At 62.9% G+C, this 15,764-nt stretch carries 13 protein-coding genes; 6 read left to right on the top strand and 7 right to left on the bottom strand.

Features of this window, described 5'->3' with window-relative positions:
* Positions 1-43 precede the first annotated feature (43 nt).
* A complete protein-coding gene (locus O0879_RS18185) occupies positions 44-1,798 on the top strand; it encodes an allantoate amidohydrolase (RefSeq protein ID WP_289917970.1) in 1,755 nt (584 codons plus the stop codon).
* Positions 1,799-1,800: 2 nt separating this feature from the next.
* On the opposite strand, the gene O0879_RS18180 is transcribed toward O0879_RS18185, so the two are convergent.
* The 7 genes from O0879_RS18180 to O0879_RS18150 form a co-directional block, all read right to left on the bottom strand.
* The gene (locus tag O0879_RS18180; protein ID WP_289917969.1) at positions 1,801-3,036 is read right to left on the bottom strand and encodes a Zn-dependent hydrolase; all 1,236 of its coding nucleotides are present in this window, start codon (positions 3,034-3,036) and stop codon (positions 1,801-1,803) included.
* Positions 3,037-3,046: 10 nt separating this feature from the next.
* Entirely contained in the window at positions 3,047-4,438 is a 1,392-nt protein-coding gene (gene hydA, locus O0879_RS18175) for a dihydropyrimidinase (protein ID WP_289917967.1), read from the bottom strand.
* Positions 4,439-4,455: 17 nt separating this feature from the next.
* The gene (locus tag O0879_RS18170; protein ID WP_289917963.1) at positions 4,456-5,940 is read right to left on the bottom strand and encodes an NCS1 family nucleobase:cation symporter-1; all 1,485 of its coding nucleotides are present in this window, start codon (positions 5,938-5,940) and stop codon (positions 4,456-4,458) included.
* Between the two features lie 274 nt (positions 5,941-6,214).
* Positions 6,215-7,492 carry an NAD-dependent dihydropyrimidine dehydrogenase subunit PreA gene (gene preA / locus O0879_RS18165; RefSeq protein ID WP_289917961.1) on the bottom strand — a complete coding sequence of 426 codons (1,278 nt, stop codon included), beginning with the start codon at positions 7,490-7,492 and terminating at the stop codon, positions 6,215-6,217.
* Entirely contained in the window at positions 7,492-8,859 is a 1,368-nt protein-coding gene (locus tag O0879_RS18160; protein WP_289917959.1) for an NAD(P)-dependent oxidoreductase, read from the bottom strand. The genes preA and O0879_RS18160 overlap by 1 nt, the downstream gene beginning before the upstream one ends.
* Positions 8,860-8,906: 47 nt before the next feature.
* Positions 8,907-10,409, bottom strand: coding sequence for a CoA-acylating methylmalonate-semialdehyde dehydrogenase (locus O0879_RS18155; protein WP_289917957.1), 1,503 nt, complete (start codon positions 10,407-10,409; stop codon positions 8,907-8,909).
* An 82-nt stretch (positions 10,410-10,491) separates the two neighbouring features.
* The gene (locus O0879_RS18150; protein ID WP_289917954.1) at positions 10,492-11,808 is read right to left on the bottom strand and encodes an aspartate aminotransferase family protein; all 1,317 of its coding nucleotides are present in this window, start codon (positions 11,806-11,808) and stop codon (positions 10,492-10,494) included.
* Between the two features lie 199 nt (positions 11,809-12,007).
* On the opposite strand from O0879_RS18150, the gene O0879_RS18145 reads away from it, so the two are divergent.
* The 5 genes from O0879_RS18145 to O0879_RS18125 all read left to right on the top strand — a co-directional run bounded on the left by O0879_RS18145 (position 12,008) and on the right by O0879_RS18125 (position 15,754).
* Positions 12,008-13,465, top strand: coding sequence for a PLP-dependent aminotransferase family protein (locus tag O0879_RS18145; protein WP_289917953.1), 1,458 nt, complete (start codon positions 12,008-12,010; stop codon positions 13,463-13,465).
* A 10-nt stretch (positions 13,466-13,475) separates the two neighbouring features.
* Entirely contained in the window at positions 13,476-14,153 is a 678-nt protein-coding gene (locus O0879_RS18140; protein ID WP_289917950.1) for a TetR/AcrR family transcriptional regulator, read from the top strand.
* A 91-nt stretch (positions 14,154-14,244) separates the two neighbouring features.
* Positions 14,245-14,760, top strand: coding sequence for a hypothetical protein (locus O0879_RS18135; RefSeq protein ID WP_289899796.1), 516 nt, complete (start codon positions 14,245-14,247; stop codon positions 14,758-14,760).
* Positions 14,761-14,901: 141 nt separating this feature from the next.
* Positions 14,902-15,171: a hypothetical protein gene (locus tag O0879_RS18130; protein ID WP_289906405.1), complete on the top strand. Its 270-nt coding sequence runs from the start codon at positions 14,902-14,904 to the stop codon at positions 15,169-15,171.
* Positions 15,172-15,331: 160 nt separating this feature from the next.
* Positions 15,332-15,754, top strand: coding sequence for a VOC family protein (locus O0879_RS18125; RefSeq protein WP_099665365.1), 423 nt, complete (start codon positions 15,332-15,334; stop codon positions 15,752-15,754).
* Positions 15,755-15,764 lie beyond the last annotated feature (10 nt).

The raw sequence follows: 15,764 nt of genomic DNA, 5'->3' as shown, positions 1-15,764 counted from the left end.
AGGAACAGGGCGCTATCATCACCGCTTGCATGATCGGAAAACCATGACCACCCTTTCAGACCTGAACGCCGGCAGCACGGCAGACTTTATCGCACGGCTGCACGGCATCTATGAACATTCGCCCTGGATCGCCCAGCGCGCGGCACCCGCCCGGCCATTTTCCAGCCTGACGGCACTCAAGACGGAGCTGCAGCACGTGCTGGCGCAAGCTTCGCCCGAAGAGCAGCTGGGGCTGATACGCGCCCACCCGGAGCTGGCCGGCAAGGCCGCCATCGCAGGGCAATTGACGGCGGAATCGACGCGCGAGCAGGCCAAGTCCGGCCTGAACCTGTGCAGCCCCGACGAATTCGCCACCCTGCAGCACCTGAACGACGACTACAACGCCAAGTTCGGCTTTCCCTTCATCCTGGCCGTCAAGGGCCCGACGGGCGGAGGCTTGACGCGCCAGGACATCATCGCCACGTTTGCGCGGCGCCTGAAGAACCGGCGCGCCGATGAACTGGCCGAATCGCTGCGGCAGATCAAGCGCATCGCCGAGCTGCGCCTGAACGACCTGTTCGACGTGCGCCTGGACTTCGGCCCGGCCATCATGCAGCAGGCGGAAACCCTGGCCGGCTGGAGCGACAGCGATTACAACCTGACCTGCGCTTACCTGACGCCGGCGCACCAGAAAACGGCAGCACAGCTGGCCGACTGGATGCGGGACGCGGGCATGCAGGTGCACATCGACGCCGTCGGCAACGTGGTCGGGCGCTATCTGTCCGATGCACCCGGCGCAAAAACCCTGATGACGGGATCGCATTACGACACGGTGCGCAACGGCGGCAAGTACGATGGCCGCCTGGGCATCGTGCTACCGATCGCCGTCGTGCGCCACCTGCATGAGCGGGGAGAAAGGCTGCCGTTTCACTTCGAGATTGTCGGCTTCGCCGAGGAAGAAGGCGTGCGCTTCAAGAGCACTTTTTTGGGCAGTACGGCCGTCACGGGCAAGTTCGACGTATCGCTGCTGGAACAACTGGATACGGATGGCGTGAGCATGCGCGACGCGCTGGCCGCCGCCGGCCACGAAGTGAGCGCCATCGGCGCTATCGCACGCGATCCCACCGACTTGCTCGGCTATGTGGAAGTGCATATCGAGCAGGGTCCCGTGCTGCTGGAACGCGACCTACCGCTGGGGATCGTCACGGCGATTGCCGGCAGCTCGCGCTACCTGGTCAATCTTGGCGGCGTGGCCAGCCACGCAGGCACCACGCCCATGACCATGCGCAAGGATGCCGCCAGCGCGGCGGCCGAAATCATCCTGCTGGTGGAACGGCGCTGCAACCAGGGCGAGGCGCTGGTGGGCACCGTGGGGCAGCTGCACGTGCCGAACGGCTCCGTCAACGTGATCGCCGGCGCCTGCACCCTGTCGCTCGACATCCGCGCGGCCGTTAATGCCGTGCGCCAGGCAGCCGTCGACGATATTCTCGATGGCATCGCCGCCATCTGTGCACGGCGCCAGATCGACTACCAGCTGGAACTGCTGCTGTCGGCGCGTGCGGCGCCGTGCGCGCCATGGCTGATGGCGCAGCTGGCGCAGGCCGTGGAATCGGTTGGCATCGAACCATACGCGCTGCTATCTGGCGCCGGCCACGACGCCATGGCCATGGCTGCCATCACCGACGTGGCCATGCTGTTTACCCGTTGCGGCAATGGCGGCATCAGCCACAACCCGCTGGAAACCATGACGGCCGACGACGCCGACATCGCGGCGCGCGCCCTGCTGGCGTTTTTGCGCAACTTCCAGCCCAAGCCGTAAGACTACACAGCCACGGCCCGCTCCAGCATCGCGTGCAGCAGCACGTTGCAGCCCGCTTCCAGGTGCTCGGGCTTGGCGTCCTCGATTTCATTATGGCTGATGCCGTCCTTGCACGGCACGAAGATCATGCCGGCCGGCGCCAGCCTGGCCGCATAGATGGCGTCGTGGCCGGCGCCGGAGACCACGTCCATCATCGAGTAGCCCAGCTTTTCAGTCGCGTTGCGCACGGCGCCCACGCAGTCGGGATGGAACGGGCATGGCGGGTAATAGGAAACCCGCTCAAGAGATATATCCAGTTCAGTACCGGTGCGCGTGGCGTCGATAAAGGCCGTGATTTCGCCATGCATGGTGTTGAGCAGTTCGTCGTTCACGTTACGCAGGTCGATGCTGAATTTGACTTCGCCGGGGATCACGTTACGGCTGTTCGGGAAGACCTGCACCATGCCCACCGTGCCGCGGCCATACGGCGGGTAGCGGTTGGCGATGGCGACGACTTCCTGCATGATGGTGGTGGACACCTGCAGCGCATCCTTGCGCAAGCCCATGGGCGTGGGGCCCGCATGCGCTTCCATGCCCGTCACCACGCAGTCATACCACGATAGCCCCATCACAGCAGGCACCACGCCGATGACCTTGTCGGCGTCTTCCAGCACGGGCCCCTGTTCGATGTGCGTTTCAAAGTAGGCGCCGATGGGATGCTCGCCCGGCACCTGGTCGCCCTTGTATCCGATACGCGCCAGCTCCTCGCCCACCGTTTTGCCTTCCGTATCCTTGGCCGCATACGCGGTTTCGAGCGAAAAGGCGCCGCAGAATACACCCGAGCCCATCATCACGGGCACGAAGCGCGAGCCCTCCTCGTTGGTCCAGAAAGCCACTTCGATGGGAGCCTGCGTCTTGATCTGTAAATCATTCAGGGTGCGCACCACTTCCAGGCCGGCCAGTACGCCGTAATTGCCGTCGAACTTGCCGCCCGTGGGCTGCGTGTCGATGTGGCTGCCCGTCATCACGGGCGGCAAACTATTGTCCGTGCCGTCGCGGCGCATGAAGACATTGCCTATCTGGTCGATGGTGATGCTCATACCGGCTTCCTTGCCCCAGCCTACCACCAGGTCGCGCCCCTGCTTGTCCAGGTCCGTCAGGGCCAGGCGCTTGACGCCGCCCTTCGCTGTCGCGCCGATTTGCGCCAGTTCCATCAGGGCCGACCACAGCCGTTCGCCATTGATACGCAATGCATCCATCGTCAACTCCTTATGCGGTGGTGGCGGAAAACGCGGGCCGCTCAACATAGCGCCCGGCCCCTTCCACCGCCATCAGTTCACCCTTGTGGAAGACCACCTTGCCGGCGGCAATCGTGGTGCTGGGGATGCCGCGCACGGTACGTCCTTCGAAGACATTGAAGCCTCCCTTGGCGAACTGCGTGGCGGCGGAAATGGTGCGCGTGCCCTGCGGATCCCACAGCACGATGTCGGCATCGCTGCCGGTGGCGATGATGCCCTTGCGCGGATACATATTGAAGATCTGCGCCGCATTGGTGGAGCTCACCTTGACGAATTCGGAGGGCGTCAGCATGCCGGAATTGACGCCGGCATCCCATACGACGGCCATGCGCTCCTCGACGCCGCCGCAGCCGTTCGGGATGCGCGTGAAGTCGTTCTTGCCGGCCGCCTTCTGCTCGGCGCAAAAGGTGCAGTGGTCCGTGGCCGTCGTGTGCAGGTTACCGCTTTGCAGGCCGTGCCACAGGGCCGCCTGATGGTGTTTACCGCGGAACGGCGGGCTCATGACGTGGCCCGCGACGAAATCGAAATCGTCGCCCTGGTAGACGCTGTCGTCGATCACCAGGTGGCCCGCCAGCGCTTCGCCATACACGCGCTGACCATTCGCGCGCGCCCGCGTGATGGCGTCCAGCGACTCGGCGCACGAGACGTGCACGATGTACACGGGGGTATTCAAGACATTGGCGATGGCGATGGCGCGGTTGGCCGCTTCCGCCTCCACGGCAGGCGGGCGCGACAGCGGGTGCGCCTGCGGCCCGGTAATCCCCTTCTTGAGCAAGGCTTGCTGCAATTGAAAAACCAGTTCGCCGTTTTCCGCATGCACGGTGGGCAGTGCTCCCAGTTCAAGCGAACGTGTAAAACTTTTCACCAGGGTTTCATCGTCGGCCATGATGGCGTTTTTATAGGCCATGAAGTGCTTGAAGCTGTTCACGCCATGTTCGCGCACCAGCACTCCCATCTCTTCATGTACCTGCTCGCTCCACCAGGTGATCGCCACGTGGAAGGTGTAGTCGCCGGCCGCCTTGGCCGACCACTCGCGCCACTGGTGATACGCCTCGATCAGCGACTGCTTCGGTGCGGGGATGACGAAATCCATGATGGTGGTGGTGCCGCCCGCCAGGCCCGCCGCCGTGCCCGTGAAAAAATCGTCGGATGTCACGGTGCCCATGAAGGGCAGATTCATGTGCGTGTGCGTGTCTATTCCGCCCGGCATCACATACAGGCCGCCCGCATCGATCACCGTGGCGCCGACCGGCACCGGCAGATTCTCGCCGACGGCGGCAATCGTGTCGCCCTCGATCAGCACATCCGCGCGGAAGGCGCGGTCGGCGTTGACGACAGTACCGCCATGTATCAGTGTAGTCATCTTGTCTCCTTGAGTGATTAGGACTGCGGCGCCTGCTGCACTCTCTCCGCCGCCTTGCCCTTCATCATGGCGCCGTAAACGACGGCGGCGATGGCCACGCCCATGAACCAGGCGTAGGTGTAGATGGTTTTAAAACCTTCGGCCACACCGGGAAACGCCGTGGGGAAGGCCGCGTTCAAAAAGCCCGGGATGTTCGGCAGCACGGCAATGACAAAGGCGATCAGCGCCGCCATGTTCCAGCCATTGCCATACGAGTAGACGCCGTCGTCGCGGTACAGCTGTTTGACGTCCAGCTGCGTCTTGCGTACAAAGTAGTAGTCAACGATGAGGATGCCGGCGATGGGCCCCAGCAGGGCCGAGTAGCCGATCAGCCAGGTGAAGATATAGCCCTGCGTCGACTCGAGCACCTTCCACGGCATCATGACGATGGCGATGAAGGCCGTGATGTAGCCGCCCATCTTGTACGAAATCTGTTTCGGCGCCAGCGAAGAAAAATCGTACGCGGGGCCCACCAGATTGGCCGCCAGGTTGACGCTGACCGTGTCGATCAAGAGGATGATCAAGGCAATCAGCACGGCGGCGCCCGTCATGCGGCTGGCCAGGTCGACGGGATCCCAGATGGCCTTGCCGTACATGACGACGGAGCCTGCCGTGACGATCACGGCCAGCATGGCCAGCAATCCCATCGGCACGGGCAAACCGATCGACTGGCCGATCACCTGGTCGCGCTGCGTCTTGGCGAAGCGCGTGAAGTCGGGAATGTTCAAGGCCAGGGTGGCCCAGAAGCCCACCATGGCCGTCAACGACGGCCAGAAGACGCTCCAGAACTGCCCCGCCTTTTTGCCGCCGGGGATGAATTGCGATGGCTGATCCAGCAGGCTGGCTACGCCGCCGGCCTTGCTGTGCACCCAGTAAAGCAGTACGAAGCAGATGAGGATTTTCAAGGGTGCCGTGTAGGTTTCCAGCTTGCGGATCGACTCCATGCCATGCAGGATGTAATAGAACTGGATGGCCCAGAAAGCCAGGAAGCACAGCAACTGGCTGCCATTGATGCCCAGGCCGGCAATCTTCTCGCCGCCCAGCTCATGGCCCACCAGCACGCCCATCAGGGTGTAGATCATCTGCCCGCCGAACCAGGTCTGGATGCCATACCAGCCGCAGGCAACGATGGCGCGCATCAAGGCCGGCAGACGCGCGCCCATGGTGCCGAACGAGGCGCGCGCCAGCACGGCATACGGGATGCCGTACTTGGTGCCCGCATGGCCGATCAGCAGCATGGGCAAGAGCACGATGGCGTTGGCGAGAAATACCGTGAGCACGGCCTGGTAACCGGACATGCCGCTGTCGATCAAGCTGGCCGACAGGGTGTAGGCGGGAATGCACATCACCATGCCGACCCACAGCGCGGCGAAGTGATACCAGCGCCAGGTGCGCTGCGCCGCCGTGGTGGGCGCCAGGTCTTCATTCCAGAGTTGCGTGTTGCCTGAATAGTCGTGGTTCACAGGTATGCTCCATCGGTTAGACCGCTGGCGCGCGAAGACGCCAGGGATACGGCAAAGTGGAAACGGCTGCAACCTAGCTTACTGCAAAGATGGGCAACTGTTTACAAAATAAATGTACGCAAAAACTGTGCCTTGGATTTCCCTGGCCAGAAGTCAGCCTCGCAACGACTAACAGAAGCGTAGCGAGCGGCAGCGAATTGTGGCCGAGAAGCGCAACCGTGCTGGAGCACGGTGAGCATCACAGGCCGCAAGGCGCAACGCGCAGTAGCTTATGTTAGACCGTCACCAACGCCCGTGGATTCCTGGGGTCCTGCGTCCAGTTCATGTATGGCTTGCCCGTGACCTGCGGCACCATCGTGATGCAGCCCTGCACCGGACAGGTGATTTCACACAGGTTGCAGCCCACGCATTCCTCCTTGATCACCTCATACGTGCGCGTGCCGGCAGCGTCGATCAGTTGCGCGATCGACTGGTGCGACGTGTCTTCGCAAGCCACGTAGCACTTGCCGCATTTGATGCAGTCGTCCTGATTGATCTGCGCGATGACCTGGTAATTCATGTCCAGGTATTTCCAGTCCGTCGTATTGGCCACGGCCTTGCCGGAAAAGTCGCTGATGCGCTCATATCCCTTCTCGTCCATCCAGCGCGACAAGCCATCCTTCATCTCTTCGACGATGCGGAAGCCATGTAGCATGGCTGCCGTGCACACCTGCACGCAGCCGGCGCCCAGGGCGAGGAATTCGGCCGCATCGCGCCAGTTACCGATACCTCCTATGCCGGAAATGGGCAAGCCCCGCGTCTGCGGATCGCGGGCGATTTCCGCCACCATGTTCAGGGCGATGGGTTTCACGGCCGCGCCGCAATAGCCGCCGTGCGTGCTGGCGCCGCCCACGATGGGCAAGGCCACCATGCGGTCCAGGTCCAGCGAGGTAATCGAGTTAATGGTGTTGATCAGCGAGACGGCATCCGCGCCGCCCGCCTTGGCCGCGCGCGCCGGCATGCGCACGTCCGTGATGTTGGGCGTGAGCTTGACGATGACTGGGAGTTTGCTGTGCTTCTTGCACCAGGCGGTGACCATCTGCACGTACTCGGGCACCTGGCCCACGGCCGCACCCATGCCCCGCTCCGGCATGCCGTGCGGGCAGCCGAAATTGAGCTCGATGCCGTCCGCTCCTGTAGCCTCCACCTTGGGCAGGATGTCGGCCCAGTAGTGCTCTTCACACGGCAGCATCAGGGAGACGATCATGGCGCGGTCGGGCCAATCCTTTTTCACCTGCGTGATTTCGCGCAGGTTGATCTCCAGCGAGCGGTCGGTAATGAGTTCGATGTTATTGAAGCCGACCACTTCGCGGTTCTTGCCGTACAGGGCGGAATAGCGCGACGAGACGTTCACGGCGGCAGGGTCTTCACCGAGCGTTTTCCACACGACGCCGCCCCACCCCGCTTCAAAGGCGCGCACCACGTTGTAGGCCTTGTCGGTCGGCGGCGCGGACGCCAGCCAGAAGGGGTTCGGCGCCTTGATGCCGCAAAATTCGATGCTGAGATCAGCCATTATGCGGCCTCCACTTTGGAAAGAAGATCGTGATGGATGGCCAGTGCGGCCAGCTTGCCATGCTGGACGGCCTGCACCGTCAAGTCCTGTCCCGGCGCCACACAGTCGCCGCCCGCGTAGATCCCCGGCAGCACCGTGCGAAAACCTGCGTCGACGGCGATCTTGTCGCCTTCGCGTTGCAACAGCGCCGCCATCGGGTCATGCAGCACTTCCGTGTCGAGGCTCTGGCCGATGGCCTTGAAGATGGCGTCGGCCGCCACGTCGAACGTTTCGCCCGTACCGGTCAAACGCGTGCCCTGCATACGGGTCTTCTCGAAGCGCATGCCGGCCACCTTGCCCTCACTATCGAGCAGCACCTGCTGCGGCTGGGCCCACGTCAGCATGCGCACCTGGTTGGCCTTGGCGATCTCCTGCTCATGGTGGGTGGCCGTCATGGCGTCGAAACCGCGCCGGTAGACGAGGGTGACTTCCTCGGCGCCCAGGCGCTGTATCTGCACGGCCATGTCGATGGCCGTATTGCCAGCGCCAATCACGATCGCCCGTTTCGGCACGGGCAGCGCAGCCAGGTCGTCGGCCTGGCGCAGCGCGCTGATGTAATCGACGGCGGCCAGCAAGCCAGGAGCGTCTTCGCCCGTCAAGCCCAACTTGCGGCTGGTACCCAGGCCCAGGCCCAGGAACACGGCGTCGTACTGCGTATGCAGGTCGCGCAGCTGCAGGTTCTCACCCAGCACCTGGCGACATCGGATTTCGATGCCGCCGATGTCCAGCAGGAAGTCGATTTCCTTTTGCGCGAAGTCGTCCGTCAGCTTGTACTTGGCGATGCCGTATTCATTCAAGCCGCCTGCCTTGTCTTCCTTTTCAAAGATCACCACCTCGTGTCCCAGCATGGCCAGGCGGTGCGCGCACGACAGGCCGCCAGGGCCCGCACCGACGATGGCGATCGTCTTGCCCGTGCTTGCCGCCCGTTTGAAAGGGTGCGCCGCAAACGTCATGTGGTCGACGGCGTAGCGCTGCAACAGGCCAATCTTGACGGGCTGGCCTTCCGCGTCGTGGTTGCGCACGCAGACGTCTTCACACAGGATTTCCGTGGGACAGACGCGGGCGCAGCTGCCGCCAAGGATGTTCTGCTTCAGGATGCCGGCTGCGGCGCCGTTGATGTTCTTGTCGTGGATGTTGCGGATGAAGCTGGCCACGTCGATTTCCGACGGACAGATACGGCTGCACGGCGCGTCGTAGCAATACAGGCAGCGGGCGCTTTCGATGGCGGCCTGGCGCGCGCTCAAAGGAGGCGCCAGGTCCGTGAAATGGCCCGCCAGTTCCTCGTTGGGCAGGATGGGATGCGGCAAATAGCTCAGGGACTCGATCATCGCTGTTTCCTTCTTTGATCCTGCGGTGGATTTGTCGTGTGAAACCGTCACTTCATCTGGGGAAAAGCAAATTCCACACCAGCGCTTGCCGTATTGGGCCAGCGCTGCATCACGGCCTTGTGGCGCGTGTAGAAACGCACGCCTTCGGGGCCATAGGCGTGGTGGTCGCCGAACATGCTGCGCTTCCAGCCGCCGAAACTGTTGAAGGCCATGGGCACGGGCAAGGGAATGTTGACGCCCACCATGCCGACCTGGATCTGGCGCACGAATTCGCGCGCCACGCCGCCATCGCGCGTGTAGATGGCCACGCCGTTGCCATACTCGTTGGCGTTGATCAGCTCCACCGCATGCACCACGTCAGGACAGCGCAGCACGCACAGCACGGGACCGAAAATCTCTTCCTTGTAGATGCTCATGTCGCGCGTGACGTGGTCAAATAAAGTACCGCCGACGAAGAAGCCATTCTCGCGGCCCGGCACCACATGGTTGCGGCCATCGACCACCAAAGTTGCACCCTGCTCCACGCCCGAGGCGATCAGTTTTTCGATGCGCTGCTTGGCGGCCAACGACACGACAGGCCCCATTTCCGCACCATCTTCCATGCCGTCGCGCACTTTCAGTGCGGCCGTGCGCGCTGCCAGTGCATCGATCAATCGGTCGCCCGCGTCGCCCACGGCCACGATGACGGAGATGGCCATGCAGCGCTCGCCCGCCGAACCGTAGGCCGCGCCGATCAGCGCATCGACCGTCATGTCCATGTCCGCGTCGGGCATCACCACCATGTGGTTCTTCGCGCCGCCCAGCGCTTGCACGCGCTTGCCGCTGGCGCTGCCGCGCGCATAGATGTATTCGGCAATCGGCGTGGAGCCCACAAAGCTGATCGCCTGCACGACAGGGTGGTCGAGCAAGGCGTCGACCGTTACCTTGTCGCCCTGCACCACGTTGAAAACGCCGTCAGGCAAGCCCGCTTCCTGCAGCAGTTTCGCGTGCAGCAAGGAGGCCGACGGATCGCGCTCGGACGGTTTCAGGACGAAGGTATTGCCGCAGGCGATGGCGACGGGGAACATCCACATCGGCACCATCACAGGGAAATTGAATGGCGTGATGCCGGCCACCACGCCCAGCGCGTGGCGCATGGACCAGGCATCGATGCCGCGCGAAATCTGGTCCGTGAATTCGCCTTTTAATAATTGCGGAATGCCGACGGCAAATTCCACCATCTCGATGCCGCGCGCCACCTCGCCCTGCGCATCGGCAAAGGTCTTGCCATGCTCGCGCGTGAGCATGGCGGCAAAGTCGTCCGTGTGCTGCTGGCACAGCTGCAGGTAGCGGAACAGGACCCGCGCGCGCGTCAAGGGCGGCGTCGCCGACCAGGCGGGAAAGGCGGCGGCGGCCGCCTGCACGGCTGCGTCCACGTCTTCCACGGTGCCCAGCGCCACCCGGGCCACGGGTACGCCCAGCGCGGGGTTGTAGACGTCGCCATAGCGGCCGCTGGCGGTGTCGACTTTGGCGCCGTTGATGTAGTGGGTGATGGTGTCGAGATCGTTCATGCTATTCCTTTTTCAAACCCAAAAACAAGTGCCGGGGTCGGCCCCTCAGGGCCCGCCCCGAGGTTTTGCTTGGGGTCGCCGTTCAATCGAGATTTTTGAGTACCTTGGCCAGCTTGCCGAACAGCTCGTCGATATGCTGCTTTTCCAGCACCAGCGGCGGCGACAGGGCGATGATGTCGCCCGTCGTGCGTATCAGCACGCCGTCGGCGAAGGCCTGCTTGAATGCGTTGAAGGCGCGCACACCGGGTTTGCCGGCGATAGGATCGAGTTCGATGCCAGCGATGAGGCCAATGCTGCGCAGGTCAATCACGTGCGGCAAGCCTTTCAAGGAATGCACGGCGTCGCTCCAATACGCCTGCATCACTTTCGCGTGGCCCAGGATGTCCTGTTCCTCGAACACTTGCAGGGTGGCCAGCGAGGCGGCGCAGGCCAGCGGGTGACCTGAATACGTGTAACCGTGGAACAGTTCGATGCCGGCCGGCGCATCCATGAAGGCGTCGTGGATGTACTTTTTGCTGAAGACGGCGCCCATGGGCACCATGCCGTTGGTCAGGCCCTTGGCCGTCGTCATCAGGTCAGGCTCGACGTCGAAATAGTCGGCTGCGAACGGCGTCGTCATGCGCCCGAAACCCGTGATGACTTCATCGAAAATCAAGAGGATGCCGTGCTTGGTGCACAGCTCACGCAAGCGTTTCAGATAGCCTTTCGGCGGAATCAGCACGCCCGTGGAGCCGGCCACCGGTTCGACGATGACGGCGGCAATCGTCGAGGCGTCGTGCAGGGCGACGATGCGTTCCAGTTCGTCGGCCAGGTGGGTGCCGTATTCGGGCTCGCCCACCGTATAGGCGTTCTTGTCCAGGTTATGCGTGTGCGGCAAATGGTCCACGCCGGGCAACAGCGGGCCAAAGGTCTTGCGGTTGCCGCCGATGCCGCCCACGGAAATGCCGCCGAAGCCCACGCCGTGGTAACCGCGTTCGCGGCCGATCAAGCGGGTGCGTGCGCCTTCGCCGCGCGCCCGGTGGTAGGCCAGCGCGATCTTCAAGGCAGTGTCGACGGCTTCGGAACCGGAGTTGGTGTAGAAGACATGGCCAAATTTATGCCCCGTGTAGTCCATCAGTTTTTCCGCCAGGTCGAAGGCGGCCGGATGGCCCATCTGGAAAGTGGGCGCGAAGTCGAGCTGGCCCACCATGTCGCGGATGGCGCCGACGATTTTTGGCTGCGCATGGCCGCAGGGCACGCACCACAGGCCGGCCGTGCCATCGAGGATGCTGTTGCCATCGACGTCCTTGTAGTACATGCCTTCGGCCGACACGAGCAAGCGCGGATTGGCCTTGAAATCACGGTTGTTCGTAAACGGCATCCAGAATGCCGACATCGATTCCGGCCTTGTTTCGTTCATGACCTTCTCCTTGGGATGGGCTGGCGCGGGGCCAGGATCGTTTTTGACGAAGCGTAAAATAATTTACCAGTTGGCAAAAAGCTGATGTAATAATAGACAGGCCATCCCCAATGGCACAGATACACAAACGGCAAAGTATCCCAACCGTACAGGTCGGAAAATCAGTACAGTTTTGTGCAGGGCAGCATAAGGAGCCACCGTGAAGCACAGCGACAGCACAGACGATGCCCCCGAACAGACCAGCGGCTGGCCCGTGCTGGACATCGACCGCCAGAAAAAGGGCGGCCTGGTCGAGCAGATCGTCATCGCGATCAGCGTCATGGTGGGCAGCCGCGCCCTGCGCATCGGCACGCGCATGCCGTCCGTGCGCCAGTTCGCCCGCAGCAATGGCGTGTCGACGTTTACCGTCGTCGAATCGTATGACCGCCTGGTCAACCTGGGCTTGCTGTCGTCGCGCCGCGGCTCCGGCTATTTCGTCGCGCGCCACGATATCGCCGCCTCGCCGCAGACGGCCGTGCATACGAGTCCCACCGCCATCGACGCCCTCACGCCGGACCTGTATTCGGGCGTGTCCGACGCCCTGCCCGTGGGCGCGGGCTGGCTGCCGCCCGAAATGTATGGCGAAGCGACCGTGCTCGACGCCGTGCGCCAGGCCATGCGCATTCCCGCCAGCCGGCTGCGCGGCTATGGCCATCCGCTGGGCTTTCCCTCGCTGCGCCAGCACCTGGCGACAAGCCTGTCGGAAGAGCTGTTCCAGGTGGAACCAGACCAGGTCTTGCTGACGCATGGCGCCACGCACGCCTTTGACCTGGTCCTGCGCAGCCTGACCAAGCCGGGCGACACGGTGCTGGTGGAAGACCCAGGCTACAGCAATCTGCAGTCGCTGATCCGCCACCACGGCTGCATCCCCGTGGGCATCGCGCGCGGCGAGGCGGGCCTGGACCTCGATGCGCTGGCCAGCGAGGCTGCGCGCACGCAGCCCAAACTGATGTTCGTCAACACGGTGCTGCAAAATCCGCTCGGCACCTCGCTCAGCCAGGCGCAGGCGCACCGCTTGCTGGCACTGGCCGAGCAATTCGATTTCTGGCTGGTGGAAGACGATATCTACCGCGAACTGGCGGCGCGCGGCGACGCGTCGCTGGCGGCCATGGATGGCTTGCGCCGCGTGATCCGCGTGGGCAGTTTTTCCAAGACCCTGTCGCCCGTGCTGCGCGTCGGCTCCATCTGCGCCTCGCCTTCGCTGGTGGCCGAACTGGTGCGCGTGAAAATGCTGGCGGGACTGACGACGTCGGAAATCAACGAGCGCGCCGTCTACCACGCCATCTCCGCGCGGCCCTACAAGCGCATGGTGGAACGGCTGGTGGCGCAGCTCGATGCGGCCCGCGAGCGCAGCATCGATTGCCTGGCGCAGGCGGGCATGGCGCCCGTGGCGCGTCCGCGCGGCGGCATGTTCGTCAGCGCCGGCTGGCCCGATGTGCAAACGCCGGAGTGGAATGGCAAGATCATCGCCGACATGGCCTTGAAGGCCGGCATCCTGCTGTCGCCAAACGAATTTTTCATGCTGCGCGCGCCCGAGACGGTGTGGTTCCGCTTCAACGTGGCCTACACCGATACCCCCGTGCTGCAAGCCTTCCTGCAATCGATCCGCCCACGCTAAAGAATCCGCCATGGCCAGCGACAAATCCCCTACCCTTTCCGTGAAAAATGCCGGCGGCCGGCGCCTGCAAAACCGCGACCGCCTGGAAGCGGACATCCTGGAGCAAGCCGTGCGCGTGTTCGCGGAAAGCGGCTATGAGGGCGCGTCGATCGCCACCATCGCCGAGCGAGCCGGCCTGTCGAAGCAAAACCTGATGTATTACTTTCCATCCAAGCAGCTGCTGTACCAGCGCGTGCTCGACGACGTGCTCGACGACTGGCTGGCGCGCATGGAATCGCTGGCCAATGAACACGACGAGCCGCGCGACGTGCTGCGCGCGTACATCGGCGCCAAACTGCGTTTTTCGCGCGAGCAGCCGTGGGCTTCGCGCGTGTATGCGCTGGAAGTGATCAACGGCGCGCCCCTGTACGGCGCGCAGATACGCGACCGGGTCGTGCCCCTGCTGCGCAAGGATATCGCCGTCTTCGAAGCCTGGATCGCGGCCGGCAGGATCGCGCCCGTCAACGCCACGCACCTGATGTTCGCCATCTGGGCCATGACGCAATCGTATGCGGATTTTTCAGCGCAGATGGCCCTGGTGCTGGAGCGCAAGCAGCTCACGCGCAAGGATTACGAGGATGCCGAAATCCTGCTTACGCACATGGTGCAGGCGGCCATCGCCCTGCCCAGGACTGTGCCCGGCACGTGATGAAATTTCCAATGAACAATCTGACAGTGATAGCATGGCGCGCTGAAGCGTTTGCAATGGCGGCGCAATATCGACAGGATAAGGAACAGGCATGAAACAATGGTCATCGGCGCGCACCGCGTCATTGCTGGGCAAAGCTGCCTGCGCGGCGCTGCTGGCAGTGGCGGGCGCGGCACAGGCGCAGACAGTCGGCATGATAGACAACCAGCCGCTGAGCGAAACCTGGCTCAACGCGGGCTTTTATTCGTATCATTTCCAGCGCGACAAGAACCTGAACGACAGCAATCCGGGCCTGGGCGCCGAATACCGCTTTTCCACCGTCGCCTCGGTCACGGCCGGCCGCTTCTACAATAGCGACCGCGCCTATTCGAACTATCTGGGCGTGTACTACCAGCCCATCAAGGTGGGCCCGCTGCGCGTCGGCGCCGTCGTTGGCGGCTTCAGCGGCTATCCGAAGATGCGCGATGGCGGCTGGTTCCCGGCCCTGGTCCCCACCATCAGCTATGAATACCAGCGCGTGGGCGTCAATATCGCCATCGTGCCATCCTACAAGGATCGCCTGTATGGCGCCCTCAGTTTCCAGCTGAAACTCAAGGTGTTTGAATAACCGTTTGTCCTGATTTGTCGCCGTTCGGTCCGCCATTCCTGCCATTCGTCGCATACGCGATGTCTGGCAGCGGGGTTTTGCCTATAGTGGATCCATCGCCAGCTTGCATACGCAGCGGCACCCACACGACAGGAGAATGGCATGAAAGACCTCAATTCGGCACCGGGCAGCACTTCCTTCAGCGCTTTCTGGAACGAGCTGTGCGCTTACACGCGCCAAGGCATGGCCGCCCTGCGCGCCATGTCCTGGCCCATGCTGCTGGCATGCTGCCTGGGCCTGGCGTTCGTGATCACCATCTTGCCGCTGGCAATCATGCTGTTTGCCCTCGTCATGCTGCTGAGATGGGCAAGCAACAGCGATGACATGGACGCGGACACGAAGGCAGCGAACTCTTCGCAGTCGCCGCAATAAAAATTTGCGTAGTAGCAAGAGTGCAATGATTATTCTATGGCACTATGGATGGGCGCGGCACTGACGGGCATCAAACCCCTCCCGATGGATGGTATTGAGACGGAACGCTACGCAAGATTAACAATCGAAGCTACTCCCCCACAGCCATAGGAGTTTTCTGATGACCTCGACTGCAAAAGCCACAACCGGCACGACCATTCCCTGCCTGCGCTACCGCGACGCGCCCGCCGCCATCGAATGGCTGTGCAAGGCGCTCGGCTTTGAAAAACAATTGATTGTGCCTGACGGAAACGGCGGCGTCGCCCATGCGCAACTGAGCTTTGGCAATGGCATGGTCATGGTGGCGCCGGCCATCGACAGCGACTATGGCCGCCTGATGAAACTGCCCGGCGACGTCGGTGGCGCGAACACGCAAAACTGTTACCTGGTCGTCAGCGATGCCGATGCTGTCTACCGCAGCGCGCGCGAAGCGGGCGCCGAAATCGTGCTCGACATCAAGGATGAAGATTACGGCGGACGGGGCTTTACCTGCCGCGACCCGGAAGGCCATATCTGGAGCCTGGGCACCTACGATCCATGGTAAGACGGAGAAC

It is taken from the genome of Janthinobacterium sp. SUN120, from assembly GCF_030397735.1.
Lineage (GTDB): Bacteria > Pseudomonadota > Gammaproteobacteria > Burkholderiales > Burkholderiaceae_D > Janthinobacterium > Janthinobacterium kumbetense.
This window is presented reverse-complemented; position numbering and strand designations above follow the sequence as displayed.